We start from the raw sequence: 23189 nt of genomic DNA, 5'->3' as shown, positions 1-23189 counted from the left end.
GGATGGTCAGGTGTCCGGGCGGGTGACGATGAAGGTCGCCGAGCCGAGCATGACCGCGGCCACCAGCGCCGCCCGCCACAACGGCGGCGAGGTGCCGAACCAGAACACCGCGTAGCTCACCGCCATCAGCGAGATCGCTGCGATCTTCGCCTTCCGCGCGATCGCACCCTTTTCCCGCCAGTTCCTGAGCGACGGCCCGAATTTCGGATGCTCAAGCAACCATGCCTCCAGCCGCGGCGAGGAGCGGGCAAAACAGGCGACTGCCAGCAGCAGAAACGGAGTGGTGGGCAGGACAGGCAGGAAAGCCCCGACAATGCCGATTGCGACGAACAGCCAGCCGAGGGCGAGAAAAAGGAGACGCATGAAAACTCTTAAATGAAAAATTAGGCCAACATCTGAAGACCATGTTTGCGCACGATGTCCAGAAGTTTCAGCGCGGCCCCACTGGGGCGCTTGGCGCCGGTCTCCCACTTCTGCACGGTCGATTCGCTGGTGTTTAGATAACGGGCAAAGACCGGCTGGCTGACGTGATTGCCCTCCCGCAAGGCCTTGATCTCCTCAGGTCCAAGTTCCACCGGTACCGAAAGGCAGGTCTCGTCAAAGGTCCGCATTGTTTCCTTGTCGATCGTACCTGCTTCGTACATGCCTTCCACGGCGTTATGGATCGCCTCGAAAGCATCGCTCTTAAATTTCCGGTTAGTTGCCATTGCAAATCTCCACCAGTGCGCCGCTTTTCAGTTCCGCATCGAAACCACCGGGCGTCTTCTTTCGATAAAGTTCGGCCAGTTTGCGGAACGCCGCCAGTTCGTCATCGTCGATATTGGCCTGATCCTGTTTGGCGAACAGATAGGCATAGACCCAGAACTCGGCCGCTTTCGCCAGAATGATGGACCGATGCCGGTTGTCGTTGAGGCGCTTCTTGAAAACGCCGCCGCCGAGGTCATCCGCCTGACCCGAGGCAACCTGAGCAATGGCTTTGCAAAGCTCGCGGTCCGATATCCGGGCTTTCTTTGCCGCCTTGGCAAACCATGCCGTTTTGAATACCCGACCAAGCATAGTTGAATATAGCACCAGGTGCTATATTTTTCAATGTGGCTTGTTGTGGTCAAGTGCTGGCTTTTCGATCGCCGCCGGTTATAGTGCCGCCGGCTTCAATAACCGCAGGGGAAATGATGTCAGGGAAAAAAGTACTCGTGGTCGGCGGGGCTGGCTATATCGGCTCCCATACGTGCCTGGTGCTCGCCGAGCGAGGTTATCAGCCTGTTGTCTTCGACAATCTCTCCAATGGGCATGCGGAATTCGTGCGCTGGGGTGAGCTGGAACAGGGCGATATCCGTGACCGCGCCCGGCTCGATGAAGTGTTTGCCAAACACAAGCCGGACGCCGTGCTGCATTTCGCGGCGCTGATCGAGGTGGGGGAATCGGTCAAGAACCCGGTGGCCTTCTACGACAACAACGTGATCGGCGCGCTGACGCTGCTGTCAGCGGCGATCGATGCGGGTGTGAAAGCCTTCGTGTTTTCCTCCACCTGCGCCACTTACGGCCTGCCGGATCGCGTGCCGATGGACGAGACCCACAAACAGGCGCCGATCAATCCGTACGGGCGTACCAAATTCATCGTCGAGCAGGCGCTGAAGGACTACGGCACCTATAAGGACCTGAAGTCGGTCATGCTGCGCTATTTCAATGCGGCCGGCGCCGATTTCGAGGGCCGGGTCGGCGAGTGGCACACACCGGAGACCCACGCAATCCCGCTCGCCATCGAGGCGGCGCTTGGCCGTCGCCAGGGTTTCAAGGTGTTCGGCGACGATTACGACACCCGCGACGGCACTTGCGTGCGCGACTATATCCACGTGCTCGATCTGGCCGACGCGCACGTCCGGGCAGTCGACTACCTTCTCGCCGGTGGCGAAACGGTCGAACTCAATCTCGGCACCGGCACCGGTACGACGGTGAAGGAACTGCTGGCGGCGATCTCGGCGGTTTCCGGAAAACCGTTCCCGGTGGAATATACCGGCCGGCGCGAAGGTGATTCCACATCGCTGGTCGCCAATAACGACAAGGCGCGGGCGGTTCTCGGCTGGGAGCCGAAATACAGCCTGAGCGATATCATCCGTTCCGCCTGGGACTGGCATTCCCGTTCCAACCATCATGTGATCTGAAGGGCCAAGACATGGCGGAAGGCGAGGTCAAGCTCGAGGAAAGCTGGAAACATGCGCTCGGGCCTGAGTTTTCCAATCCCTATATGAGCGAATTGCGCCGCTTCCTGGTTGCAGAAAAGGAAGCGGGCAAACGTATCTTTCCAAAAGGCTCGGAATATTTCCGGGCACTCGACCTGACGCCGCTTGACGAGGTGAAGGTGGTGATCCTCGGCCAGGATCCCTATCACGGCTTCGGCCAGGCGCATGGGCTTTGCTTCAGCGTTCGTCCGGGCGTGCGCGTCCCGCCGTCGCTCGTCAACATCTACAAGGAGATGGAGACGGATCTCGGCATTCCACCGGCCAGGCACGGATGCCTCGAACATTGGGCGGAGCAGGGCGTCCTGCTGCTCAACAGCGTGCTGACGGTCGAGGAGGGCAGGGCGGCGGCCCATCAGGGCAAGGGCTGGGAACGGTTCACGGATGCGGTGATCCGGGCGGTCAACGACGAGTGCGACGGTGTCGTCTTTATCCTGTGGGGCTCCTATGCCCAGAAGAAGGCGGCCTTCGTCGATCAGCAGCGCCATCTGGTGATCAAGTCGGCCCATCCGTCGCCGCTTTCTGCGCATAACGGCTTTCTGGGCTCGCGGCCGTTTTCCAAGGCGAATGCCTATCTGCAGTCGATCGGCAAGGATCCGGTCGATTGGCGCCTGCCGGAATAAGTCTAGTTCTGTGAACGATTAACCGAAGATCGTCTACGCAGAGTGAACAATGCGTTCGGATCGTCGCGTCTATCCAATCCCCGGTCCTTCCACCATCTTTACCCCAGAACAGCAGGCCGCACAGGCGGTCCGCAGAAAAGGGGTTTAAAATGCTCGACCAGATCAAAGGCCTCCACCACGTCACGTCGATGGCGGCAAGCGCCAGCACCAACAACAAGTTCTTCACCGACACGCTCGGCCTTCGCCGGGTCAAGAAGACCGTCAACTTCGACGCTCCGGATGTCTACCATCTCTACTACGGCGACGAAGTCGGTTCTCCCGGCTCTGTCATGACCTATTTCCCGTTCCCGCATATCGCCCGCGGCCGTCAGGGCACCGGCGAAGTCGGAACGACACTCTTCTCGGTTCCTGAAGGTTCGTTCGGTTTCTGGACCGACCGCCTGACGAAAGCCGGTGCGGAAGGCATCAAGGCCGATAGCGCCTTCGGTGAAAACCGCCTGCATTTCGCCGGCCCTGACGGCGACGGGTTCGCGCTCGTTGAAGTCAGGGACGATGCCCGCAAGCAGTTCGTCGGCAACGGCATTACCGAAGATCATGCGATCCGCGGCTTCCATTCCGCTTCGCTTCGTCTTCGCGATGAGGGTGCTACCGCCGAGCTCCTGAAATTCATGGGCTACAGCCAAGCCGACGCCAAGGATGGCGTGACCCGCCTGATCATGCCGGGCGGCAACGGCGCCGATGTCATCGACATCGAAACCATGCCGAACATTGCCCGCGCCAATCTCGGTGCCGGCTCGGTCCATCACATCGCCTTTGCGGTCGAGAACCGCGCAAAGCAGCTCGAAGTCCGCAAGGCGCTGATGGATACCGGCTACCAGGTCACCCCGGTCATCGACCGCGATTACTTCTGGGCGATCTATTTCCGCACGCCGGGCGGCGTGCTGTTCGAAATCGCCACCAACGAACCCGGCTTCGATCGGGACGAAGATACCGCCCATCTCGGCGAAGCCCTGAAGCTGCCCGCACAGCATGCACATCTGCGGGCAACGCTCGAACAACATCTCGAACCGCTGGACGCCTAATCAGGCACGTCCAAGGAGACCATCATGAGTTACGACAGTTATGTGCACCGGGCGCGCGCCGGTGCACCCGGAGCGCCGATCCTGTTCGTCTTTCACGGCACAGGCGGTGACGAAAACCAGTTCTTCGATTTCGGCGGACGGCTACTGCCGGAAGCCACCGTAATCTCGCCGCGCGGCGACATTTCCGAACACGGCGCGGCGCGTTTCTTCCGCCGCAAGGCTGAAGGTGTCTATGATTGCGAGGATCTCGCCCGGGCGACCGAGCGGATGAGCGAATTCGTCGCCGCCAACCGCGAACGTTACGGTTCCTCGACCGTGCTCGGCCTCGGGTTTTCGAACGGTGCGAACATTCTCGCCAATATCATGATCGAGAAGCCCGGCCTGTTCGACGCGGGCGTGCTGATGCATCCGCTGATCCCGTTCGCGCCAAAGGACCGCAAGGGCAAGCTTCAGAGCCGTGTGCTGATCACCGCCGGCCAGCATGATCCGATCGCCTCCGTGGCCCAGACTACCGACCTTGCGGACTACTTCAAGACGCAGGGCGACACGGTGACGCTGGAATGGCATGGCGGCGGGCATGAGATCCGTCCCAACGAGATCGAGGCCGCCAAAAAGTTCTTCGCGCCCTACGGCGCTTGACGCCAAAATGAAAACGCCCGGCTCCTCGATTGAGAGCCGGGCATTTTGATCTCAAGTTTTGCCGGCTTTTCTATTGGCGGGCAGTCGCCGTTCCGAATACTCTTGTCGGGGCCGGCTTTGCCTCGGAGGTCTTCTCCTCCGCTTCGTCGTCGCTGCTCTTCTCGCCGTTGCGGAAATAGTTGGCAACCGTTTGCGTGTGCAATTGCATCAACTCGTAGCAGTAGGTCACTTCCCGTTCGCTTGGCGACCAGTAAGCATTCGACTCGCCGCATTCGGCGGCCGTCAGCTTGATGCCGTCATCGAGTTTGTAGAGCCCGGAAAGAAGCTCGGCCAGGATATCCAGAACCTTCGCCGTCTTCGTTAGGTCCGCATAATCCTGGAGCTCCTTGTTGTTCGGCTTCTTGTAGGTGATCGTGAACTTGTTGTTCTGTCCGTCGGCCTGCTGATGCGGTTTCAGGACATCGAACCAGCTGTCACGGGCTTTCTGATATTCGCCGACGCACTGCTTGCGGCGCTCCTCCGGAAATTCCAGGTTATCGGCTGATTCCTTGAACTTCTCCGCATCCTTGCCGACCATCATGCAGACCATGCTGAAGGCGCGCTGGCGGTCGAGTGCGTGGACATCCCACAGGGCCTGCTCCTCTTCAGCCGCCTCGCTGGCCTCGGCGGATAACGTCCAGCCGTCGACGGAGTCGGTCAGCGCCGTATCGAAAACATCGCCATCCGCTTCCAACAGGAGCAGCGTGGAGAGCGTGTCGACGGCATCTTCCTCGCGGCCAAGAACCGGCAGGTTGAATTCCGAAACCAGCATATGTCCGGCTTCATGGAACAGAAAAAACAGCGCATTGCCGAATGCGAACTCGACACTGTCCTCGACCTGCTGCTTGGAAAGCCCTTGAAGGTCGTCGGTGAGTGCTGCCGCCTGAGCGCCGGGCATCGGCAGCGCAAGCAGCCCGATAAGGGCGAGAGGGAGAAGGCTGCGTCGCATCGGGCCGGTGCTTTCTGAAATCGATGTTGATCTGTCGCGTCCGCGATCCAAGCGATGCGGAGATTTGCCGGTCGTCGCGAGGCTGATTTATTCTATAACGCCGAGCTTTTAAGGTTGGATGAAGCAGTATTGTTGCCGATGTATTTCGACAGCCTTCGCGAACATTTAAGGTTTGTTAGAATTCCCTCGCTTTCATTGGTGAGCGAACTCCTAATGTGGCAGCGGGATCGTCCCGCAATTGATTTGCCGGCCTATAGCGAGATCGCCGAAAGCTTCCACATGTCCGGAAAATCAAGTTTGCCCTACAGCAGGCAGCGAGGCGATCCGCGCACGAAACTGTGATGCCGACGGCGACAGAACGTCGCAGGGTTCTTGGTTGTCAATCGACCTCAGAATATATACATGCTTATCATCAGCGCACTAGTATTTGCCATGCCAAACAACAACCCGACTCTCGGCTTTCTTTTTAATGACGTCGCACGCCTGTTTCGAAAGCGCTTCGAGCAGCGCGCGAAGCATATCGGCCTGACGCGCGCCCAGTGGCAGACGATTGTCTATCTCTCCCGCTGCGAAGGCATTCACCAGAAGGCGCTTGCCGAGCTTCTGGAAATTTCGCCGATCTCGGTGATGCGGGTGCTCGACAACCTTGCGGAACGCGGCCTCATCGAGCGACGCCCGCATGAGACCGACCGGCGGATCACATTGCTCTACACGACCGAAAAATCGAGGGCTCTAATCGACGACGGCCGCGAACTTGGAGATGCGACGCGCCAGGATGCGCTCGAGAACATTTCGGACGCCGACCGCGCCCGTCTCCTTGAAATACTCGAACACATGAAATCCAACCTCGTTACGGCCTGCCGCGCGCCGGCCGACAAAGCTCAAAAGAAGTCCTCCCATGACTGAGACCACCGCCCGTTCGTCCGAAGACAGCAACGTCACCGTTCTCGAAACACCCGCTCCGGCAGCCGCCGAACACAGCAGGGCGCGCAAGCGACGGAGCCTCAAGCGCCCGGTGCTCTTCGCGCTACTGCCGATCGCGCTGGTCATCGGCGGTTATTATTACGTCGAAGGCGGCCAGATCCTGTCGACCGACAACGCCTATCTCCAGGCGGACATGATCGGCGTAACGACCGATGTCGCCGGCACCGTGGCGTCCGTCGACGTGCACGAGAACCAGGAGGTCAGCCAGGGCCAGGTTCTCTTCACGCTGAAGCCGGACAGTTTCCGCATCGCGCTTGACGGGGCCAAGGCAAAGCTCGGGGCCGCACGCAACCAGCTCCTCAACCTGCAGGCCTCCTACCGTGAATCGCTCGCACAGATCGCTCAGGCGGAAGCCGACATTCCTTATTTCCAGACCGTTGTCGAACGTCAGGAACGGCTGATCTCCGGTTCGGCCGCCTCGCAGACGGCATTGGATGACGCCAAGCACAATCTCGACGCCGCCCACCAGAAGGTGGCGGTCGCCAAGGCGCAGGCCGATGCGACGCTTGCCCAGCTCGGCGGCAATGCCGACCAACCCATCGAACAGAACCCGCTCTATCTCGAAGCCCAGGCCGCGGTCGACGATGCGCAACGCCAGTTGAACAACACGGTCGCGCGGGCGCCGTTCGACGGCATCGTCACCAATGTCAGCGCGCTGCAGGTCGGCAGCTATCTCGAAGCCGCTCAGCAGGGCTTCTCGCTGGTCTCGACCAGGAACATGTGGATCGCCGCCAATCCGAAGGAAACCGAGCTTACCTATATCAAGCCCGGCCAGCCGGTGACGATCAGCGTCGATACCTATCCGGGTGTCCAGTGGACGGGCAAGGTCGCGAGCGTCAGCCCCGCCTCCGGCTCCAGTTTCGCGTTGCTCCCGGCGCAGAACACGTCCGGCAACTGGGTCAAGGTCGTGCAGCGCATTCCGATGCGCGTGACGATCGATGACACGGCCGGCAAGCCGCCGCTTCGCGCCGGCATGAGCACGGTGGTCGATGTCGATACCGGCCACAAGCGCGGCCTGCCGGAATTCGCCCAGAAGCTCCTCAACCAGTCGACCGCCTACGCGCACGAGTAAACGATCATGAGCAACGTCGTTTCATCGGCAGCGTCGGTGGTCGCCAATCGTGGTGCGATCACCGCCTGCGTCATTCTGGCCGTCATCATGCAGGCGCTCGATACGACGATCGCCAACGTCGCGCTGCCCTATATCCAAGGCAGCGTTTCGGCTTCCGCCGACCAGATCAACTGGGTGCTGACCTCCTATATCGTCGCCGCGGCAATCATGACGCCGCCGTCCGGCTTCCTGGCCGCCAAGTTCGGCCGCAAGCGCGTGCTGCTCGTCGCCATCTTCGGCTTCGTCGCCGCCTCCGTGCTTTGCGGGTTGGCCCAGTCGCTGCCGCAGATCGTCGGTTTCCGCCTGCTGCAGGGCTTTTTCGGCGCAGCGCTCGTGCCGCTGTCGCAGGGCATCCTGCTCGACATCTATTCCGTCGAGGAGCGCGGTTCGGCGATGGCGCTGTTCGGCGTCTCGGTCATGGTAGGCCCCGTGCTCGGCCCGGTCATCGGAGGCTGGCTGACTGACAATATCAGCTGGCGCTGGGTGTTCTATATCAACGTGCCGATCGGCATCCTGGCCTTCATGGGCATCAGCGTCTTCGTCAAGGAGACCAAGATCGACGCGCAGGCGAAGCTCGACTGGTTCGGCTTCGGCATGCTCAGTCTCGCTATCGCGTCGCTGCAGCTCTTCCTCGACCGCGGCCAGCAGCTCGACTGGTTCTCCTCGAGCGAGATCGTCGTCGAAGCCATGGTTTGCGCGGCAGCCTTCTACCTGCTGCTCGTCCACACGTTCACGGCAGAAAAGTCGTTCATCAATCCGCGCCTTTTCCTCGACCAGAACTTTACCGTCAGCATGATCTTCATCTTCGTGATCGGGGTGACCTATCTCGCCTCGCTCGCCCTGATGACGCCGTACCTGCAATCGCTGATGGGCTATCCGGTGATTACCGCCGGCATCGTCATGGGGCCGCGCGGTCTCGGCACGATGGTGTGCATGTTCTTGGTCGGACGGCTGATCGGCAAGGTGGATACGCGCATCCTGATCTTCCTTGGCCTCGCGATCACCGCCTGGGCGATGTATGACATGATGGGCTGGACGCCTGACGTCTCGCAGTGGACGATCGTCTATGTCGGTTTCATCCAGGGTGCGGGCCTCGGCTTCCTGTTCGTGCCGCTGACGACGATCGCGTTCGCGACCTTGCCGGCGCATATGCGCGGCGACGGGACCGGTCTCTACAATCTGTCGCGTAATATCGGCTCCAGCGTTGGCATCGCCGTCGTCTCGGCGCTGCTGGTGGAAAATGTCCAGCGCAATCATGCGGACATCGTCAGCTACGTGACGCCGTTCAACCACGCCTTCCACGCAAAGGCTGCGGCGGGCCTGGACCCGACGACGGTTGCCGGCGCCAGCGCACTCGACAGCATCATCACGCTGCAGTCGACGATCATCGCCTATGTGGATGATTTCAAGCTGCTGATGATCATGTCGCTTGCGGTGATGCCGCTGCTGTTCGTGCTGCGCAAGCCGGCCAAGGCACCGGCTGTGGATCACAGCGTGGCGATGGAATAATCGGCCTTCCGGGGCATGGAATTGCCCCTCATCCGGCTGCCGCCACCTTCTCCCCGTTCTGACGGGGAGAAGGACGCAAGCCGCGTGATCCCCGTCCCTCTGGATCGGGGTTTCGGCTGGGCAAGGTGGTGCGGCATATCTCTTCTCCCCGTCCATACGGGGAGAAGGTGGCGGCAGCCGGATGAGGGGCAAAGCTCCACATGCAAACACCTCCTTCGGGCTTGCGAGGCAAATAACGATGGCCGATAGTGGCTCGATCACGTTTCTGGCTGCCCGGAGGTCTCCCATGAGTAACCACCTGAAATTCTTCATCGACGGTGTCTGGGTCGAGCCGGCCATTCCGGTTGCTCTGGATGTCATCGACCCATCCACCGAAGAGGCCTATACGCGCATCGCGCTCGGCTCCAAGGCGGATGTGGACAAGGCCGTTGCTGCGGCCAAGGCTGCTTTCCCGGCCTTCTCACAATGGTCGAAGGAGGAGCGGCTGGCGTTGCTCCGCCGGATCCTTGCCGAATACGAAAAGCGTTACGAGGATATCGCGCAAGCCGTTTCCCAGGAAATGGGTGCGCCGATCGGCTTTGCGAGGGACGCGCAGGCCGCTGCCGGGCAGGGGCATCTCAAGGCGACGATCGAGGCGTTCGAAGCCTACGAATTCAGGGAGACGCGCGGTACGACGACCATCGTGAAAGAGCCGATCGGCGTTTGCGCTCTGATCACGCCGTGGAACTGGCCGCTCAACCAGATCGTCTGCAAGGTGGCACCGGCGATCGCCGCCGGCTGCACCATGGTGCTCAAACCCTCCGAGATCGCGCCGATCAGCGGCATCATCTTTGCAGAAGTGATGGAGGCAGCGGGTGCGCCGAAGGGCGTCTTCAACCTCGTCAACGGCACCGGACCGGACGTGGGCCAAGTGATGGCCGGCCATCCGGATGTCGACATGGTGTCCTTCACCGGCTCCACCCGCGCCGGCGTGATCGTCGCCAAGACCGCCGCCGATACTGTGAAGCGGGTGGCGCAGGAACTCGGCGGCAAGTCCCCCAACATCATCCTGTCCGATGCGGAATTCGAAAAGGCGGTGGCGGACGGCGTGACCACCTGCTTTGGAAATTCCGGCCAATCCTGCGATGCGCCGACCCGCATGCTGGTGCCGGCCAAACGCCATGACGAGGCGCTTCAAATTGCCAAGGCTGCGGCCGAGAAACTGAAGACCGGCGATCCGCGCGCCGATGGCATCGATCTCGGCCCGGTGGTCAGCAGGATCCAGTTCGACAAGATCCAGCGGCTGATCGAGGCGGGCATCGCGGAAGGTGCGACGCTGGTCACCGGCGGCCCCGGCCGGCCGGAAAACCTCAACCGCGGCTATTATATCCGCCCGACCGTGTTCGGAAACGTCAGCAACGACATGACCATCGCGCGAGAGGAGATCTTCGGGCCGGTCCTGTCGATCCTCCCTTATGAGACAGAAGAGCAGGCGATCGAGATCGCCAACGACACGCCCTATGGGCTTGCCGCCTATGTCCAGTCCGGCGACCTCGTTCATGCCCGCCGGGTGGCGGCGCGCCTACGCGCCGGTTCGGTGTTCATCAATTATCCCGAATGGGATCTCTTCGCGCCCTTCGGCGGCTTCAAGCAATCCGGCAACGGCCGCGAATATGCCGATTGGGCCATTCACGACTTCCTCGAAATCAAGGGTATCGTTGGGTATGGCGTTTAAGACCTTCAATCCTTCCTCCGTCCGCAAGCCGTTCGGCGGCTACAATCACGGCCTGCTGGTGCCGCCCGGTGCCAGCCTGCTGGTTACCTCCGGCCAACTCGGCATTTCGCCCGAGGACAAGATCCCGCCGGATGTGGCGGGCCAAGCCGAACTTTGCTTCAAGGCGATCGGCGCCATCCTCGAAGAGGCGGGCATGACCTATACGGACGTCATCCGCATTTCCGGCTTCGTCACCAGCCGGGAGGATTTTCCGGCCTATATGGCGGTGCGCGACCGCTATACGCTCGACCCGAAACCGGCCTCGACGCTGATCGTCGTCGGCGGCTTTACCCGGGCCGAATTCCTGGTGGAAGTGGAAGTGACGGCGGCGAAGGTGTTCTGACGCTGCCTTCAAATAAATAAAGGCGTTATATCTTTGACGCCGAGCATGGTCGGGCGAGGCTGATTTATTTTTTATTGATCACGTGATTGTTTCTATTGCGAAGCAAAGTTCTGCATTTTTTCATTTGCGGAAAAATCGCGGCCACTCTTTAAATATTCCTTGAGCTGATTGGGCTATCAGTGAGCCGTGGGGTTCTGATCAAGGTTATTCGGGGGTTTTTCCATGCGTCCTATTGTAATGGGTGCCTTAGCACTTCTGTCTGCGCAATTTCTCGCGCCCGCTGCCTTTTCCGCAGGTCTCGTTGCCAGTGTCAGCCTGTCGTCGCAGACCATGACTGTCGAGCGTGACGGCGTCGTGGTTTACGAATGGAAGGTCTCGACCGCTCGGCCAGGCTATTCGACGCCCGACAGGAAACTGGGGCGCCAAGTCGTTGTCCAGGAACCATCGTTCGCGCAAATACGATAACGCGCCGATGCCGTTTGCGGTGTTCTATAACGGCGGTTATGCCGTTCACGCCACCTTCGAGACAAGGCGGCTCGGCCGCCCGGCCTCGCATGGCTGCATCCGCCTGCATCCCGAAAATGCAGCGACATTCTTCACGCTCACCAGCCAATACGGTCTGTCGAACACGCGCATCGTCGTCAGCCGCTGAGTTACGGCTCAGTAGCCGCAGCTCCTCAGCTGCGCTTCGTATTTGGCAGCCATGCCGGCGGATTTCTGCGCGGTCTGCTTGACCCCGTTGCCGAATTCGCCGCGCGCATATCCTGCCTGGCCGGTGTAGTAGGCGAGGTAGAGATTGTAGCTGTCGGTGAGCGGAATGCCGTTCTTGAGATGGCTTCGGTTGTGATACCAGCCGACGAAATGGACAGCATCGCCGAAATCGGTGCGGCTGGCGCTCCAGCGGCCAGTATCCTGCTTGTAGGTCAGCCAGGTGCCGTCGAGCGCCTGGGCGTAACCATAAGCTGTCGAGGCGCGCGTCCATGGGATGAAGCCGAGCAGTTTGGTGCGCGGCGGCCGGGCATAGGGCTGGAAGCCCGATTCCACATAGATCGTCGCCATCAGGATCGGCACGGGCACGCCGAATTCCCGCTCGGCCTTCTTGGCGTCGCGCGCCCAGTTGTTGAACAGCCCGTCGCGCTGCTCGAAGATCGCGCAGGCATTGGTGACCCTACTCGGCGCAGACGCGCAGGCAGACAGGGACACGGTCAGGAGGGCGATGAAAAACGCAATACGCATCGCTTAATCTCTCGGTTTCCAGAGATTAATAACCGGTAAAATTTAAGGAAAAGTTTAGTGGCCGGGATGAGATGTTGGTGACGCTAAATAGGCGCGTCCGGCAAACAGGTTTCGCACGATGACGCCGAGCGCGGTCGTGGCCGCAATGCCTTCGAGCCCGAGCCCGATTGCCGGCGCAAGCAGCGTCAGGGTGGCAAACACGGCGAGCGTGAAACGCGCCGGGCCGATGCAGACGTAACGGTCGCGTACGAACCACAGGCTCGCCAGATAAATCGCGACTGGGATCGCCACCGCATAATCGCCAACGAGGATGGAGACTTCGGAATGGTGGGTGATGATGTCGACGAGCACCGCAAAGCCGGCACCGACCGCGGCGCCCGAGGTGAAGATGAAGAAATGACCGTAGCCCCAGAGAAGCGAACGCCTCAAGTGATGGCTGTTGAGCTGTTCCTCGCGGGCGAAATAGACCCACCAGAGCGAAAAGACGATGACCAGCGCCGAAAGCGCCGTATGCACCAGCATGATGTTGACCTCGCCGGCGAACTGGCGAAGTGCCGTCGAACCGGCAAGCAGCGTCTCGCCGAGCACGATGATGTTGAGCAGGCCGTAACGCTCGACGATGTGGTGGCGATGCCAGGGCGTGTTGGCGGTCAGCCGTTCGGCGACGGCGGGCACCGCAAGTTCAAGAATCACGGCGAGTGCCCAGAGGATATAGGATACGCCGAAGGTGAGGGGCTGCAGAAAGAGGAAGCTCAGCCAGAGAAGCTGGACGAGGAAGATTCCGATCGCATAACCGAGCGCGGTGGGGCGGCAGCGAGGGTCGTGATAGGCGGCCCGCAGCCACAGGATGATCATGGCGATGCGCATGACGGCGTACCCATAGATCACCAGCGTGAAATCCGGTGCCTCGGTAAAGAGAGCCGGAATGCCGGCGGCAATCGTCAGCGAGCCGCCCATCAGCACCATGGTCAGCAACCGATAGACGACGTCGTCATTGTCATAGGCAGACGAGAACCAGGTGAAGTTCATCCAGGCCCACCAGATGGCGAAGAAGGCCATGATGAAGGTCATCACCCCCTGCGCGGCATGATTTTCGGCAATCGCATGATGCAGGCCGGCGGCGGCGGATGCGATCGCGATCACCGACACCAGGTCGAACAGCAGTTCGAGCGGGGTTGCGACCCGGTGATGCTCGTTAGGATCGCGAGGATGCAAGGGACGCAGGATAGTAGCGAGTGGTGAAGCCTCAGTCATTGTCTGCCTGTCCCTGAACATGAAGATTCGCGATCGAGGAAAATAGCGCAAAAAAGCGTGTTCAAGTAAAGAGTGGCGGGCCATATCGCGATGATCGAGGCTTGGGATGCGTGACGTTGTTGAAACGGAAAGGCTGGTATTGCGGGAAATTACCAGGGTGGACCTGCCGATCTTGTTTCGCATCTTCGGCGATGCCGAGAGCATGCGCTTTTATCCGCGCGCCAAGAGCCTCGAAGAAACCGAAGTATGGTTCGAAAAGCTTGCTTTCCGGAGTTATGCGGAAAACGGTTTCGGTCTCTGGGGTATCATCGAGAAGGCAGCCGGCGAGTTGATTGGTGATTGCGGCATTACCCTTCAGCCGACGCCCCACGGCCTGGAGCCGGAGATTGGTTATCATCTCCGGCGCGAATGGCTCGGCCGTGGTTATGCCGTTGAGGCGGCCGCTGCCTGCCGTGATTTTGGTCTCGGCGGCCTCGGTTTCGAGCGGATCGTCTCGATCGTCAGCCCGGAAAATATACCGTCGCTCCGGGTTGCGGCGAGGATCCATCAGCGCTGGGAAATCTATCGGACGGTAACGGCCGCTGGGGCGCAGGTGGATCGGTTTCTGTTCATCTCCGAGCGGAATACGCCGGACGTAGACGAACCGGATGCGGCCACGCGGGTCGCAATGGTGGAGGCGGCGGCTCTTCTGGTAATGCGCCGCCGCGAAACGGAGGGCTAGAACCGCTCCATCTCGCGCCGGACCTTGTCGAGGAACGCAGCGCGTGTCTGCGGTGTGCAGTTGTTCATGTCGTAATGGGCGAGAAACGTCACCGGCCGGGCAGGGTTGGTCTGTACCCGCAGCACGCGTTTCGACAGCTTTCGCGGCGGGTCGCCGGCGAGGAAGGCGCGCCAGCGGGTGGCGCCGTAGGTGGTCACCACCGCCACCTTGTCGATATGCAGCTTTCGCGTCAGCTTGCCGTCCTTCAGCTCGAAGGTGATGCCGGGCAGCCAGACGCGGTCGAAATAACCCTTCAGCATGGCCGGCCAGCCGAAATTCCAGACCGGCGTGACGATCACCAGGCCTTCGGCCGCCTGCAGCCGGTCGACATAGGGTTTCACCAGCGACAGGTTGTTGGGGTAATCGTGGTAGGTCATCCGGTCATGGCGCGACATGACCGGATCGAAACCTTCGGCATAGAGGTTGCAGTCATCCACCTCATGGCCGGCCTTCAGAAGGCTTTCGCGTGCCTGCCTGTGCAGCGCTGCGCCATAACTTTCCTCGACCGGATGCGAGTGGACGAGCAGGACACGCATCAGCCACCTGCTGCGGCAAGGCCCGGGAAGAGGTAGTTCTTGCCGGCCGAGAAATCGAAGTCGGGATTGTCCCAGGCGATCATCTTGCCGGGGTTGAGGAGGCCCTTCGGGTCGGTCTCCTTCTTGAAGGCAAGCTGGACGGTGTCCGTCTGCTTCATGCCACCTTCTTCCAGCGTATAGCGGTGTGGGTTGAAAATCGGGCAGCCGTTGTCGCGGTGGATCTGCATGATCTCCTCCAGCCGCTCCCTGGTCGTGTAACGGACGAGAGGAAGGCCGGAGCACTGCATGCGGCCGTCGAACTTGATGAATTCCAGATGGCCCGGCACCTCGTCGCCGAACAGTTTCGTCATCTTCTCGACCTTGGCGACATGATCCGGTCCCGGATACTGGACCTGCAGATAGGTGAAGCCGGGATCAACTTTCAGGGCACGCAGCGTCGTGTGGTTCCAGGCAAGCTCGTAGGCATGCGGAATGCCTTTCATGCTTTCCACCTTGTCGGAGCGGAACAGGATTTCGCCCTTCTGGCGCTCGGCAAAGGCGGTGAATGCGTCGATCGAATGCGGCGCGATCATCAGCACGACGATCGACTGGTTGCGGTCGCGCAGGAACGGCTTGTGTCGCGGGAAATAGTCGTAGGGGATCGGTGCGGCGATCGGGGCGATTTCCTTGATCAGCAGGCCGTTCTTGTGAGCGAGCGCATCGCCGAAGCGCACTGCGTCCATGAAGTCGTCGTAACCGACCAGCACGTCCACCCAGTCGTATGCGGGGGCCAGTGGCATCTCGACCTCGACGATGATGCCGTTGGTGCCATAGGCATGGGTGACCTTCTGCAGGTCCCAGGCGGTCAGGTCGAGCACGCGAGGTTCGGCCTCCATGGTGACGACGCGCAGCCGCAGGATGTTGCCGAGGTCGCGCAAGCCGCCCCAGTGGATCGAGCCGACGCCACCGGAACCGCCGGCAACGAAGCCGCCGATGGTTGCGGTCTGGGCGGTGGAGGGGTGGAAGCGCAGCTCCTGGCCGGAATGCGCTTTTGTCTGGCGGTCGAGTTCGGCAATCACGATGCCGGGCTCGGCGATAACGCGGCCCGGATGGATTTCCTTGACCTTATTCATGTTGATGAGGTTCAGCACGATGCCGCCGGAGAGCGGCATGGCCTGGCCGTAATTGCCGGTGCCGGCACCGCGCGGGGTGACCGGCACGCCATGCGCGTAGGCGACCTTCAGCACCCGGATCACCTCTTCCTCGCTCTTCGGCGAGACGACGAGATCGGCGGTAACGCTCTCGAGTTCTTCTTTGAGGATCGGCGAATACCAGTAAAAATCGCGGCTCTTCTGGCGCACCAACGCCGGATTGTCCTCGACCGCGAGGCCTTCGAGTTCTTGTCTGATCTGTGCGTAATCCGGCATGTTCACTTGTCCAAAATCGGGTCCAGGTCACGGTAATCCGGCAGGCGACGGTCGATGCCCATGCCATTCCGCATCACGATGCGGTCGGCCTGCGGACGGGAAAGGAATTCGCTCCAGCGCCTTGCGCTGAACATCACGAGATCGGCGGGGCCGCCTTCGGCAATCACGCCGATATCCGGTCGCCCAAGGATTTCGGCGGGCGTCGAAGTGACGACCCGGGCGGAGGTGTCGAGCGGATGGTCGAGATGCAGGATACGCACCGCTTCGCGGAACACCTCGACCGGGTCCATGTCGCCATAGGCGTAGAACGGATCGCGGGTATTGTCGGAGGAGACGCCAGTCTTGACGCCGGCGGCGGCGAGTTCGTGGAACAGCGTGACGCCGCGCCAACGGGGCGTGCGGCCGGCATGGCGGTCCTGCAGGTACATGTTGCACATCGGCAGCGAGACGACCGAGATGTCGGCTTTGGCCACCTTGTCGATGACGCGGCTTGCGGTCTCGTCGTCCTGCCGGGCCAGTGAGCAGCAATGGCCGACGGTCACCGAGCCTTCGAAACGGTTGCGGAGTTTTGCCTCGGCAATGGCCTCCAGGGTGAGGACCTGCTTGTCTTCCGTCTCGTCCACATGCAGGTCGATGTCGAGGCCGTTGTCGGCGGCCGCCTCGAAGAGCGTGTCGAGGATCCGTTCGAAATCCGGCAGAATGCGGGTGGCGCCGCCGAGTAGTCCGCCATAACGCCTCGCCGTCGCGACGATGCCGCCGAAGACGCTTTCGTCGAGCACGCATTCCAGCGGCAGCAGGGCGACTGCCTGCAGCGCAATCCTATCCTTCCATTCGGCGCGAAGCTCATCGAATAGCGGGAAGGAGATATCCGGCTGCGGCGGGATCGAATCCAGATGGGTGCGGATGAGCTTGGTGCCGTGGGCATAGGCGCTTTTCAACGAGAATTCGAAGCGGGCGCGGATGTCTTCGGCCGTCCAGTTGGCGATCCGGTCCTCGCGCACATTCATCAATGCGCCTTCGAACGTGCCGTCCGGGTTGGGGCGTCGGTCCCAGAAATGGCCCTTATCGAGATGGGTGTGCATGTCGACAAAGCAGGGCCAGATCATGCCGCCGCGCATATCGGCGGAGACCAGATCGGCGGGTGCGAAACCCCTTGGCAGGATCGCTTCGATCTTCCCGTCCGCGATGACGAGATCGGCCTCCATGAGGCCGTCTTTTGCGACAGCCGGCAGGCCCTTGACCAGAACCGCCGGCAGCGTCGCATTGGTGAGCGCGAAACGGCGGGCGTCGGGAAGCGTCATGAAGGCAGTCATCAGTTTTCTCTTTTCAGGCTGCTTTCATGCCAGCGATGCAGGAAAAACCAGGAGATGAAGGAGGTGATCGCAAAAATCACCACGCCGAGCAGCGACAACAAAATCAATGCCGCAAACAGGCGCGGAATGTTGAGGCGATACTGGGATTCCAGCAGCCGGAAGGCAAGGCCCGAACCGGCGCCTGCCGAGCCTGCCGCGAACTCCGCAACGACCGCCGCGATCAGTGCCAGGCCGCCGCCGATCCTCAATCCCGTCATAAAATAAGGCAGCGAGGAGGGGAGTTTCAGGTAGAGCAGCGTCTGCCAGCGCGAGGCGCCGTAGAGATCGAAGAGGTTGAGCAGGTTATGATCGACGCTCTTCAGGCCCTGCACCATGTTCGAGAGGATCGGGAAGAAGGCGACGAGGAAGGCGCAGATCAAAAGCGCGATTTGCGTCGTCGGGGCATAGATCAGGATCAGCGGGGCGATCGCCACGATCGGGGTTACCTGCAGGATGACGGTGATCGGATAGAAGGCCGTCTCGATCCATTTCGACTGAATGAGAAAGACGGCGATGCCGACGCCGCCGATCAGCGCCAGCGCCAGCGCCTGCATGGTGATCTGCGTCGTCACCCAGAGAGCGGGCGAGAGCGTGCCCCAGTCGTTGTAGAGCGAGTTCGCGACCGCCAACGGCCCCGGCAGGATATATTGCGGGATGCTGTTGACGGTGATGATAAACTGCCAGAGGAGGACGAGGCAGACCACCACGCAGATCGGGATCAGGGTGCGCAGCAGCGTATCGCGGTTGCGGCTGAGTAAGCCCGGCTTTGGCGGCATCAGGGCGGTATCGGTGTCGGCCATCAATGTTCCTCCCCGCCGATTGCTTCGATGAGCATGGTCGAGACCTTTTCGCAGGCCTGGCGGTACTCTTCCGAGGTGCGGTAACGTGCATCGCGCTCAAGGCTCGTCACCAGCGGGAAATCCGCGTGCACCCGGCCGGGTCGCGCCTTCATCACCACGATGCGGTTGGAAAGATAGGCGGACTCGAATACGGAATGGGTGACGAAGATCACCGTGATACCTGTCTCGCGCCACAGCCGCAGCACGTCGTCGTTGAGTTTCTGGCGGGTGATTTCGTCGAGCGCCGCAAAGGGCTCGTCCATCAAGAGCAGCTTCGGTTTGGTCACCAGCGCACGGGCGATCGAGACACGCATCTTCATGCCGCCGGACAGTTCGCGCGGATAGGCGTCGGCGAAGTCCTGGAGGCCGACGGTCGCGAGCGTCTTCATGATTTCGGCGCGGGCGGCGGATTTGGAAACACCGCGCAATTTCAGCGGCAGGTAGACGTTGCCGAACACCGTCTGCCACGGCATCAGCGTCGGCTCCTGGAAGACGAAGGAGATGTCGCCTTCCGGCAGGCCCTTGGAATTGATGCGGGAGCTCGGCCAGTCGATCGTGCCGGTCGAGACGTCGCCGAGGCCGGCAATGATGCGCAGTGCCGTCGATTTGCCGCAGCCGGACGGCCCGAGCAGGCTGACGAACTCGCCGCCCTCGACCGTCAGCGACATGTCGGAGAGCGCCAGCGTGCCGCTGGAGAACATTTTCGAGACGGAGCGCATGACGACCAGCGGGCGTCTGCGTGTCTCCCCGGGGGCGGGTACCAGCGGGGCTTGGGACATGCTCATTGTGGGCCTTGAACTTAGTCGGGACAGGGCGGCAATTCCCTCTTTCCCGTGGCAGGCACAGCAAAGAGGGAATGAACCATTGCGCTCTTCCGAGACTATTTTTTCAGCGCCATGCCTACGCCCTTGCAGACGAACTTGGTCGAATAGGCCTTCTTGTAATCAAGGTCGGCCGGTTCGACGCCGATCGAGACCATGGACTCGAAGAACTTCTTGTAGCGCTCGTCGGTAATGCAGCCGATGCCCTTGGTTTCGGCGTCGCCGGAAACCACGATGCCGTATTCCTTCATCTTGGCGATGGAATAGGCGATCTGGCCATCCGTCATTTCCGGATTGTCCTTCTTGATCAAGTCGTTGGCGGCTTTGTTGTCACCATAGAGATAAGTGTACCAGCCTTCGAGCGAAGCGTCGACGAAACGCTGCACGACATCCGACTTCTTGTCGATCATCGTCTGCGTGGTGGTGATCATCGTCGAATAGGGGCCGTAACCGGCATCGGCGATCAGGAACACTTTCGGCGTCCAGCCGGCCTGCTTTCCGATCTCATAGGGTTCGGAGGTCAGGTAACCCTGCTGTGCGGAAGCCTTGTCGGCGATGAAGGGGGCAGGGTTGAACGTGTAGGGCTTGAACTGCTCGTCCTTGAAGCCTTTGAAGTTCTTCTTCATCCACTCGAAATAGGTGGTGTAGCCTTCCTTGCCCATGAAGATGGTCTTCATCTTGGCCAAGTCCGCGAAGGTCTCGACGCCGGCATCGGGATGGGCGAGCAGGACCTGCGGGTCCTTCTGGAAGATCGAGGCGACACTGACCAGCGGGATGCCCTGCTTGACGGCGTCCATATCGCCGAGCGGACCGCCCATGTAGAAATCCACCTTGCCGGCGATCAGAAGCGCGCGGTTGGCGGCATTCGGGCCACCCTGCACGATCTTCACCTTCAGGCCATGCTTTTCATAGGTGCCGTCGGCGACGGCCTGGTAGAAGCCGCCATGCTCGGCCTGAGCGAGCCAGTTGGTGCCGTAGGAGACTTCGTCGAGAGCTGCAGCCGGCTGAGCGGCGAGCGCCATCGCCGAAAGGCCGAGCGCGGCCAGAAAACTCTTCATCATCAATGATTTGGACATGTCGCTTTGTTCCCCTGTTAAACCGTGCGGCATCGTGAGAGCAGCTTATGATGGACATTTGTACGGTTGCGTTGCTCTTTGAAAAGCATCAAAATTCGTTCACATTGATGCCTTTAGGGCAGCGCTCGAATTTTAACCTGCCAAATTGTGGTGCATGATCAAAAAACATGCAATGAGGGGCTTCGGAGAAAATGCTGCACTCGCGAAAACTTCAATATATCGACGAGATCGCCCGTTGCGGGTCGATCCGCAAGGCGGCCGCCCGGCTGAACGTCGCGTCGTCGGCGATCAACCGGCAGATTCTGGCCCTGGAAGAAGAGTTCGGGGCGCCGCTCTTCGAGCGGATGCCGCGCGGGCTGAAGCTGACGGCGGCCGGCGAGCTCTGTATCGAGCACATCCGGGAGGTGCTGAAGACCTATGAGCGGATGGAAGCGCGGATCCGCGGTCTCAAGATGCCGCAGGCCGGCAAGGTGACGCTGGTCTCGACCGTCGGGCTCGCCGCAGGGCCGCTCCCCGAGATCATAGCCCGCTTCGTCGCGCAGCATCCGCGCGTGCGGGTTCATCTGCGCAATGACGGGCCGTCGAACACGATGCAGCCGGTGATTACGGGGGAGGTGGATTTCGGGCTTGGCTTCAACATCCCGGCGACGCCCGGCATTCGGACACTTGCCAATTTCGACATACCGATCGGCGTGGTGATGCCGCCGGGGCATCGGCTGGCGGTGGAAGAGGGGCCGGTCGATCTTGCGGATGTCGTGCAGGAACCGCTGGTGCTTGCACAGTCGGGCACCAGTTTGCGCAACATCATCAACCTGGCGCTATCACCGCTTTCGATCGCGGTGGAGCCGCTGGTGGAAAGCAATGCCTCCGAAATGCTGAAGAAGCTGGTCAAGGCGGGCACCGGCCTGACACTGCTCAATCCGCTCGACGTGCTGTCGGAGTGCCGTCGCGGCGAGCTGATCTTCCGGCCGATCGCCAACCCGCACGCGCGCCATCAGCCGATGAAGCTTTTCGCCCGTGCGCGCACGACGCTCGATACGGCGACCAGCCTGTTCGTGGAATTCCTGCTATCGGAGCTTGCCGCGATGGTCGCCGAGCTGCAGGCCAAGGGCCATCTGCCGCTCCAGCCGCATGGCCGGGACGCGCAGCGCGACGAGGGTTAGCGGGAATAAAGTTCGTCGAGCGGGAATGTTTCGAATTCCCGCAGCATCTCGATGAAGCCCGCGACCTGATGGCGGCAGATAGCCGCGCCTTTTTCGGCGGTGCCCTTCGAGGCGTCGCCGACGACGCCGTGGGGGTTCAGGTCATGGGCCACCCAGGACAGCACGTGCGGCGGGGCAGGCTGCATGTATTTCGAGCGGCTTTCCGCCTTGGAGACGAAGTTCTGCGCGTTCTCCATCCGCACCAATTCTGGTCGGAAATGCAACATCAGCGAGGTTTCGACTTCGCCGCCGTGGATACCGTATTTTTGCTCGTGCTCGCTGATCAGGCCGGGCGGATTGCCGAAGCGGCCCCATTGCGTGCCGATTACCGCCATCTTGTAGCGGACACGCAGCTCGCGGCCGACGATGCTCATGATATCGACATTGCCACCATGCGAATTGACGAAGACGAGCTTCTTCACGCCTGCTTCCGCCACCTTGGCGCCGATCGCGGTCCAGGCGGGGATCAGGATTTCCGGCCCGAAGGATAGCGAGCCGGGACCGTAGACGTGTTCGTTCGCCTTGCCGATTTCCTGGGTTGGCAGAACGAGGAAATCGAGGTCTTCGGGGCGCTGCGTCTTCAATTCGGCCAGCATGCCGTTGGCGATTGCCACATCGGTTGCGATTGGTAGGTGAGGACCGTGCTGCTCGGTGGAAGCGATCGGCAGGATGGCGATGGTCTTGTCGGGCGAAAGGCCGGCGAAATCGAGTGTGTTGAGTTCGTTCCAGTAAAATGGCTTGCCCATGTTATCCTGCCTTTCTGCATCTTGTTTTTGAGGGGTAGGAGATCGGGCACATCTCGAAAAGCATCAATTTCCGCCTAGTCTGCTGCCTTTTTGAGTGCGCTGTTTCGAGCCTTCTGTGCCAAGTCGGGAAAAAAGCTGATTTCACTAAAATTGCATCTTTCGGTTTAAGCGGCCCGAAATAGCGTCTGGATAGGATGAAGCCATTCAAGAAACGGCATCCAAGCCGTCCGAAGAAAAGGGTGCAGAGCCATGATCAAGAAGCTCATTATCTCCGCAATCGTCCTGACGGCGCTTATTGTCGGCAAGGAATCGCGGGCAGCGGGTGTCGGCGGTTTCGCTCGCGTGCTGTCCGAAAATGTGGCAACCGAACGCCATGAAGGCGCGATGAAAGATAGATTGCTATCCGGCAATCAGGCGCAGAGCCCGACCCGCGAGCGTCGTCCGATCCTTCCGACCTATCATCATATCTGATCCGGAGCGACTCTCCTCGCTCCCGTCCGTTGCAGCACGACGGACCGGCCCGCCTTCCTTCCATGGGGAGGCGGGTTTTCGCCATTCGGCAATTGCGATGCTTCAGGTTTGCAAAATGATTCCGCAGGCTTCCGGAACGCGTTGTATTTAATTGAATATTTAACGTTCTACGCGAGGTTAGGCCATCTTTCCCGTCCAAGTCCGGGAAGCCGCCGAACCAG

General features: G+C 60.8%; 26 protein-coding genes and 1 pseudogene. 14 read left to right on the top strand and 13 right to left on the bottom strand.

Translation table 11 applies throughout. From position 1 onward, the window contains the following. Positions 1–6: 6 nt before the first annotated feature. Genes ACZ9IU_RS16530 through ACZ9IU_RS16520 form a run of 3 tightly spaced genes read right to left on the bottom strand, consistent with a single transcriptional unit; the run spans position 7 to position 1056 of the window. Positions 7–363, bottom strand: a complete 357-nt coding sequence (locus tag ACZ9IU_RS16530; protein WP_038544694.1) for a YbaN family protein — start codon at positions 361–363, stop codon at positions 7–9. 20 nt (positions 364–383) lie between these two features. Then, the gene (locus ACZ9IU_RS16525; RefSeq protein ID WP_038544692.1) at positions 384–707 is read right to left on the bottom strand and encodes a helix-turn-helix domain-containing protein; all 324 of its coding nucleotides are present in this window, start codon (positions 705–707) and stop codon (positions 384–386) included. Continuing rightward, complete coding sequence (locus ACZ9IU_RS16520) at positions 697–1056, bottom strand: type II toxin-antitoxin system RelE/ParE family toxin (protein WP_038544690.1); 360 nt, start codon at positions 1054–1056, stop codon at positions 697–699. Before ACZ9IU_RS16520 ends, ACZ9IU_RS16525 begins: the two co-directional genes overlap by 11 nt. A 116-nt stretch (positions 1057–1172) precedes the next feature. Between ACZ9IU_RS16520 and galE the strand changes: the two genes are divergently transcribed. The 4 genes from galE to ACZ9IU_RS16500 all read left to right on the top strand — a co-directional run bounded on the left by galE (position 1173) and on the right by ACZ9IU_RS16500 (position 4581). Further along, entirely contained in the window at positions 1173–2162 is a 990-nt protein-coding gene (galE, locus tag ACZ9IU_RS16515; protein ID WP_038544687.1) for a UDP-glucose 4-epimerase GalE, read from the top strand. An 11-nt stretch (positions 2163–2173) separates the two neighbouring features. Beyond that, positions 2174–2860 carry a uracil-DNA glycosylase gene (gene ung / locus ACZ9IU_RS16510; protein WP_038544685.1) on the top strand — a complete coding sequence of 229 codons (687 nt, stop codon included), beginning with the start codon at positions 2174–2176 and terminating at the stop codon, positions 2858–2860. 149 nt (positions 2861–3009) lie between these two features. Next, positions 3010–3942 (top strand): VOC family protein, encoded by a 933-nt coding sequence (locus tag ACZ9IU_RS16505; RefSeq protein WP_038544683.1) that lies wholly within the window; start codon positions 3010–3012, stop codon positions 3940–3942. A gap of 24 nt (positions 3943–3966) precedes the next feature. Then, a complete protein-coding gene (locus ACZ9IU_RS16500; protein WP_038544681.1) occupies positions 3967–4581 on the top strand; it encodes an alpha/beta hydrolase in 615 nt (204 codons plus the stop codon). Between the two features lie 70 nt (positions 4582–4651). Here ACZ9IU_RS16500 and ACZ9IU_RS16495 read toward each other — a convergent pair whose 3' ends face one another. After that, entirely contained in the window at positions 4652–5569 is a 918-nt protein-coding gene (locus ACZ9IU_RS16495; protein WP_051899790.1) for a DUF4344 domain-containing metallopeptidase, read from the bottom strand. 54 nt (positions 5570–5623) lie between these two features. Here ACZ9IU_RS16495 and ACZ9IU_RS16490 point away from each other — a divergent pair, with 54 nt between their 5' ends. From ACZ9IU_RS16490 to ACZ9IU_RS16460, 7 genes and pseudogenes are all read left to right on the top strand, one after another. Continuing rightward, the gene (locus tag ACZ9IU_RS16490; RefSeq protein ID WP_157885159.1) at positions 5624–5911 is read left to right on the top strand and encodes a hypothetical protein; all 288 of its coding nucleotides are present in this window, start codon (positions 5624–5626) and stop codon (positions 5909–5911) included. Between the two features lie 60 nt (positions 5912–5971). After that, on the top strand, positions 5972–6475 hold the full coding sequence (locus ACZ9IU_RS16485; RefSeq protein ID WP_244447430.1) for a MarR family winged helix-turn-helix transcriptional regulator: 504 nt from the start codon (positions 5972–5974) through the stop codon (positions 6473–6475). Continuing rightward, on the top strand, positions 6468–7625 hold the full coding sequence (locus ACZ9IU_RS16480; protein ID WP_038544679.1) for an HlyD family secretion protein: 1158 nt from the start codon (positions 6468–6470) through the stop codon (positions 7623–7625). Before ACZ9IU_RS16485 ends, ACZ9IU_RS16480 begins: the two co-directional genes overlap by 8 nt. 6 nt (positions 7626–7631) lie before the next feature. Beyond that, positions 7632–9173, top strand: a complete 1542-nt coding sequence (locus ACZ9IU_RS16475) for a DHA2 family efflux MFS transporter permease subunit (RefSeq protein ID WP_038544677.1) — start codon at positions 7632–7634, stop codon at positions 9171–9173. 286 nt (positions 9174–9459) lie between these two features. Next, positions 9460–10887, top strand: coding sequence for an aldehyde dehydrogenase family protein (locus ACZ9IU_RS16470; RefSeq protein ID WP_038544675.1), 1428 nt, complete (start codon positions 9460–9462; stop codon positions 10885–10887). Further along, the gene (locus tag ACZ9IU_RS16465) at positions 10877–11269 is read left to right on the top strand and encodes a RidA family protein (RefSeq protein ID WP_038544673.1); all 393 of its coding nucleotides are present in this window, start codon (positions 10877–10879) and stop codon (positions 11267–11269) included. Before ACZ9IU_RS16470 ends, ACZ9IU_RS16465 begins: the two co-directional genes overlap by 11 nt. A 222-nt stretch (positions 11270–11491) precedes the next feature. Continuing rightward, positions 11492–11921, top strand: a pseudogene (locus tag ACZ9IU_RS16460) (L,D-transpeptidase). A gap of 8 nt (positions 11922–11929) precedes the next feature. Here the strand turns inward: ACZ9IU_RS16460 and ACZ9IU_RS16455 are convergent. After that, positions 11930–12505, bottom strand: a complete 576-nt coding sequence (locus ACZ9IU_RS16455) for a transglycosylase SLT domain-containing protein (protein ID WP_038544669.1) — start codon at positions 12503–12505, stop codon at positions 11930–11932. A gap of 54 nt (positions 12506–12559) precedes the next feature. Then, positions 12560–13759 carry a low temperature requirement protein A gene (locus ACZ9IU_RS16450; protein WP_038544668.1) on the bottom strand — a complete coding sequence of 400 codons (1200 nt, stop codon included), beginning with the start codon at positions 13757–13759 and terminating at the stop codon, positions 12560–12562. Positions 13760–13865: 106 nt separating this feature from the next. Between ACZ9IU_RS16450 and ACZ9IU_RS16445 the strand changes: the two genes are divergently transcribed. Next, complete coding sequence (locus tag ACZ9IU_RS16445; RefSeq protein ID WP_080719193.1) at positions 13866–14480, top strand: GNAT family N-acetyltransferase; 615 nt, start codon at positions 13866–13868, stop codon at positions 14478–14480. Here ACZ9IU_RS16445 and ACZ9IU_RS16440 read toward each other — a convergent pair. The 6 genes from ACZ9IU_RS16440 to ACZ9IU_RS16415 all read right to left on the bottom strand — a co-directional run bounded on the left by ACZ9IU_RS16440 (position 14477) and on the right by ACZ9IU_RS16415 (position 20549). After that, entirely contained in the window at positions 14477–15055 is a 579-nt protein-coding gene (locus tag ACZ9IU_RS16440; protein WP_038544666.1) for an NAD(P)H-dependent oxidoreductase, read from the bottom strand. The two genes, ACZ9IU_RS16445 and ACZ9IU_RS16440, sit on opposite strands and share 4 nt — an antisense overlap. Beyond that, entirely contained in the window at positions 15055–16461 is a 1407-nt protein-coding gene (locus ACZ9IU_RS16435) for an FAD-binding oxidoreductase (RefSeq protein ID WP_038544664.1), read from the bottom strand. Before ACZ9IU_RS16435 ends, ACZ9IU_RS16440 begins: the two co-directional genes overlap by 1 nt. A 2-nt stretch (positions 16462–16463) precedes the next feature. Next, entirely contained in the window at positions 16464–17774 is a 1311-nt protein-coding gene (locus tag ACZ9IU_RS16430) for a cytosine deaminase (protein WP_038544662.1), read from the bottom strand. Next, positions 17774–18613 (bottom strand): ABC transporter permease, encoded by an 840-nt coding sequence (locus ACZ9IU_RS16425; protein ID WP_038544660.1) that lies wholly within the window; start codon positions 18611–18613, stop codon positions 17774–17776. Before ACZ9IU_RS16425 ends, ACZ9IU_RS16430 begins: the two co-directional genes overlap by 1 nt. After that, a complete protein-coding gene (locus ACZ9IU_RS16420) occupies positions 18613–19437 on the bottom strand; it encodes an ABC transporter ATP-binding protein (protein WP_038544658.1) in 825 nt (274 codons plus the stop codon). Before ACZ9IU_RS16420 ends, ACZ9IU_RS16425 begins: the two co-directional genes overlap by 1 nt. 95 nt (positions 19438–19532) lie before the next feature. Continuing rightward, on the bottom strand, positions 19533–20549 hold the full coding sequence (locus ACZ9IU_RS16415) for an ABC transporter substrate-binding protein (protein WP_038544656.1): 1017 nt from the start codon (positions 20547–20549) through the stop codon (positions 19533–19535). Positions 20550–20740: 191 nt separating this feature from the next. On the opposite strand from ACZ9IU_RS16415, the gene ACZ9IU_RS16410 reads away from it, so the two are divergent. Then, complete coding sequence (locus ACZ9IU_RS16410; protein ID WP_038544654.1) at positions 20741–21712, top strand: LysR family transcriptional regulator; 972 nt, start codon at positions 20741–20743, stop codon at positions 21710–21712. On the opposite strand, the gene ACZ9IU_RS16405 is transcribed toward ACZ9IU_RS16410, so the two are convergent. Then, complete coding sequence (locus tag ACZ9IU_RS16405; RefSeq protein ID WP_038544652.1) at positions 21709–22497, bottom strand: creatininase family protein; 789 nt, start codon at positions 22495–22497, stop codon at positions 21709–21711. The genes ACZ9IU_RS16410 and ACZ9IU_RS16405 overlap by 4 nt on opposite strands. A gap of 249 nt (positions 22498–22746) precedes the next feature. Here ACZ9IU_RS16405 and ACZ9IU_RS16400 point away from each other — a divergent pair, with 249 nt between their 5' ends. Next, positions 22747–22968: a hypothetical protein gene (locus ACZ9IU_RS16400; RefSeq protein WP_038544650.1), complete on the top strand. Its 222-nt coding sequence runs from the start codon at positions 22747–22749 to the stop codon at positions 22966–22968. The last annotated feature ends 221 nt before the right edge of the window (positions 22969–23189 follow it).

This window comes from Mesorhizobium sp. USDA 4132, assembly GCF_056279545.1.
Note: the sequence above shows the minus strand (reverse complement) of the source record. Positions and strands in the feature narration are given on the sequence as shown.

Bases quoted from the DNA above. Each gene is read 5' to 3' on its own strand.
- ACZ9IU_RS16530 (WP_038544694.1), bottom strand. From the start codon at position 363: ATGCGTCTCCTTTTTCTCGCCCTCGGCTGGCTGTTCGTCGCAATCGGC.
- ACZ9IU_RS16525 (WP_038544692.1), bottom strand. From the start codon at position 707: ATGGCAACTAACCGGAAATTTAAGAGCGATGCTTTCGAGGCGATCCAT.
- ACZ9IU_RS16520 (WP_038544690.1), bottom strand. From the start codon at position 1,056: ATGCTTGGTCGGGTATTCAAAACGGCATGGTTTGCCAAGGCGGCAAAG.
- galE (WP_038544687.1), top strand. From the start codon at position 1,173: ATGTCAGGGAAAAAAGTACTCGTGGTCGGCGGGGCTGGCTATATCGGC.
- ung (WP_038544685.1), top strand. From the start codon at position 2,174: ATGGCGGAAGGCGAGGTCAAGCTCGAGGAAAGCTGGAAACATGCGCTC.
- ACZ9IU_RS16505 (WP_038544683.1), top strand. From the start codon at position 3,010: ATGCTCGACCAGATCAAAGGCCTCCACCACGTCACGTCGATGGCGGCA.
- ACZ9IU_RS16500 (WP_038544681.1), top strand. From the start codon at position 3,967: ATGAGTTACGACAGTTATGTGCACCGGGCGCGCGCCGGTGCACCCGGA.
- ACZ9IU_RS16495 (WP_051899790.1), bottom strand. From the start codon at position 5,569: ATGCGACGCAGCCTTCTCCCTCTCGCCCTTATCGGGCTGCTTGCGCTG.
- ACZ9IU_RS16490 (WP_157885159.1), top strand. From the start codon at position 5,624: ATGCGGAGATTTGCCGGTCGTCGCGAGGCTGATTTATTCTATAACGCC.
- ACZ9IU_RS16485 (WP_244447430.1), top strand. From the start codon at position 5,972: ATGCTTATCATCAGCGCACTAGTATTTGCCATGCCAAACAACAACCCG.
- ACZ9IU_RS16480 (WP_038544679.1), top strand. From the start codon at position 6,468: ATGACTGAGACCACCGCCCGTTCGTCCGAAGACAGCAACGTCACCGTT.
- ACZ9IU_RS16475 (WP_038544677.1), top strand. From the start codon at position 7,632: ATGAGCAACGTCGTTTCATCGGCAGCGTCGGTGGTCGCCAATCGTGGT.
- ACZ9IU_RS16470 (WP_038544675.1), top strand. From the start codon at position 9,460: ATGAGTAACCACCTGAAATTCTTCATCGACGGTGTCTGGGTCGAGCCG.
- ACZ9IU_RS16465 (WP_038544673.1), top strand. From the start codon at position 10,877: ATGGCGTTTAAGACCTTCAATCCTTCCTCCGTCCGCAAGCCGTTCGGC.
- ACZ9IU_RS16455 (WP_038544669.1), bottom strand. From the start codon at position 12,505: ATGCGTATTGCGTTTTTCATCGCCCTCCTGACCGTGTCCCTGTCTGCC.
- ACZ9IU_RS16450 (WP_038544668.1), bottom strand. From the start codon at position 13,759: ATGACTGAGGCTTCACCACTCGCTACTATCCTGCGTCCCTTGCATCCT.
- ACZ9IU_RS16445 (WP_080719193.1), top strand. From the start codon at position 13,866: ATGCGTGACGTTGTTGAAACGGAAAGGCTGGTATTGCGGGAAATTACC.
- ACZ9IU_RS16440 (WP_038544666.1), bottom strand. From the start codon at position 15,055: ATGCGTGTCCTGCTCGTCCACTCGCATCCGGTCGAGGAAAGTTATGGC.
- ACZ9IU_RS16435 (WP_038544664.1), bottom strand. From the start codon at position 16,461: ATGCCGGATTACGCACAGATCAGACAAGAACTCGAAGGCCTCGCGGTC.
- ACZ9IU_RS16430 (WP_038544662.1), bottom strand. From the start codon at position 17,774: ATGACTGCCTTCATGACGCTTCCCGACGCCCGCCGTTTCGCGCTCACC.
- ACZ9IU_RS16425 (WP_038544660.1), bottom strand. From the start codon at position 18,613: ATGGCCGACACCGATACCGCCCTGATGCCGCCAAAGCCGGGCTTACTC.
- ACZ9IU_RS16420 (WP_038544658.1), bottom strand. From the start codon at position 19,437: ATGAGCATGTCCCAAGCCCCGCTGGTACCCGCCCCCGGGGAGACACGC.
- ACZ9IU_RS16415 (WP_038544656.1), bottom strand. From the start codon at position 20,549: ATGTCCAAATCATTGATGATGAAGAGTTTTCTGGCCGCGCTCGGCCTT.
- ACZ9IU_RS16410 (WP_038544654.1), top strand. From the start codon at position 20,741: ATGCTGCACTCGCGAAAACTTCAATATATCGACGAGATCGCCCGTTGC.
- ACZ9IU_RS16405 (WP_038544652.1), bottom strand. From the start codon at position 22,497: ATGGGCAAGCCATTTTACTGGAACGAACTCAACACACTCGATTTCGCC.
- ACZ9IU_RS16400 (WP_038544650.1), top strand. From the start codon at position 22,747: ATGATCAAGAAGCTCATTATCTCCGCAATCGTCCTGACGGCGCTTATT.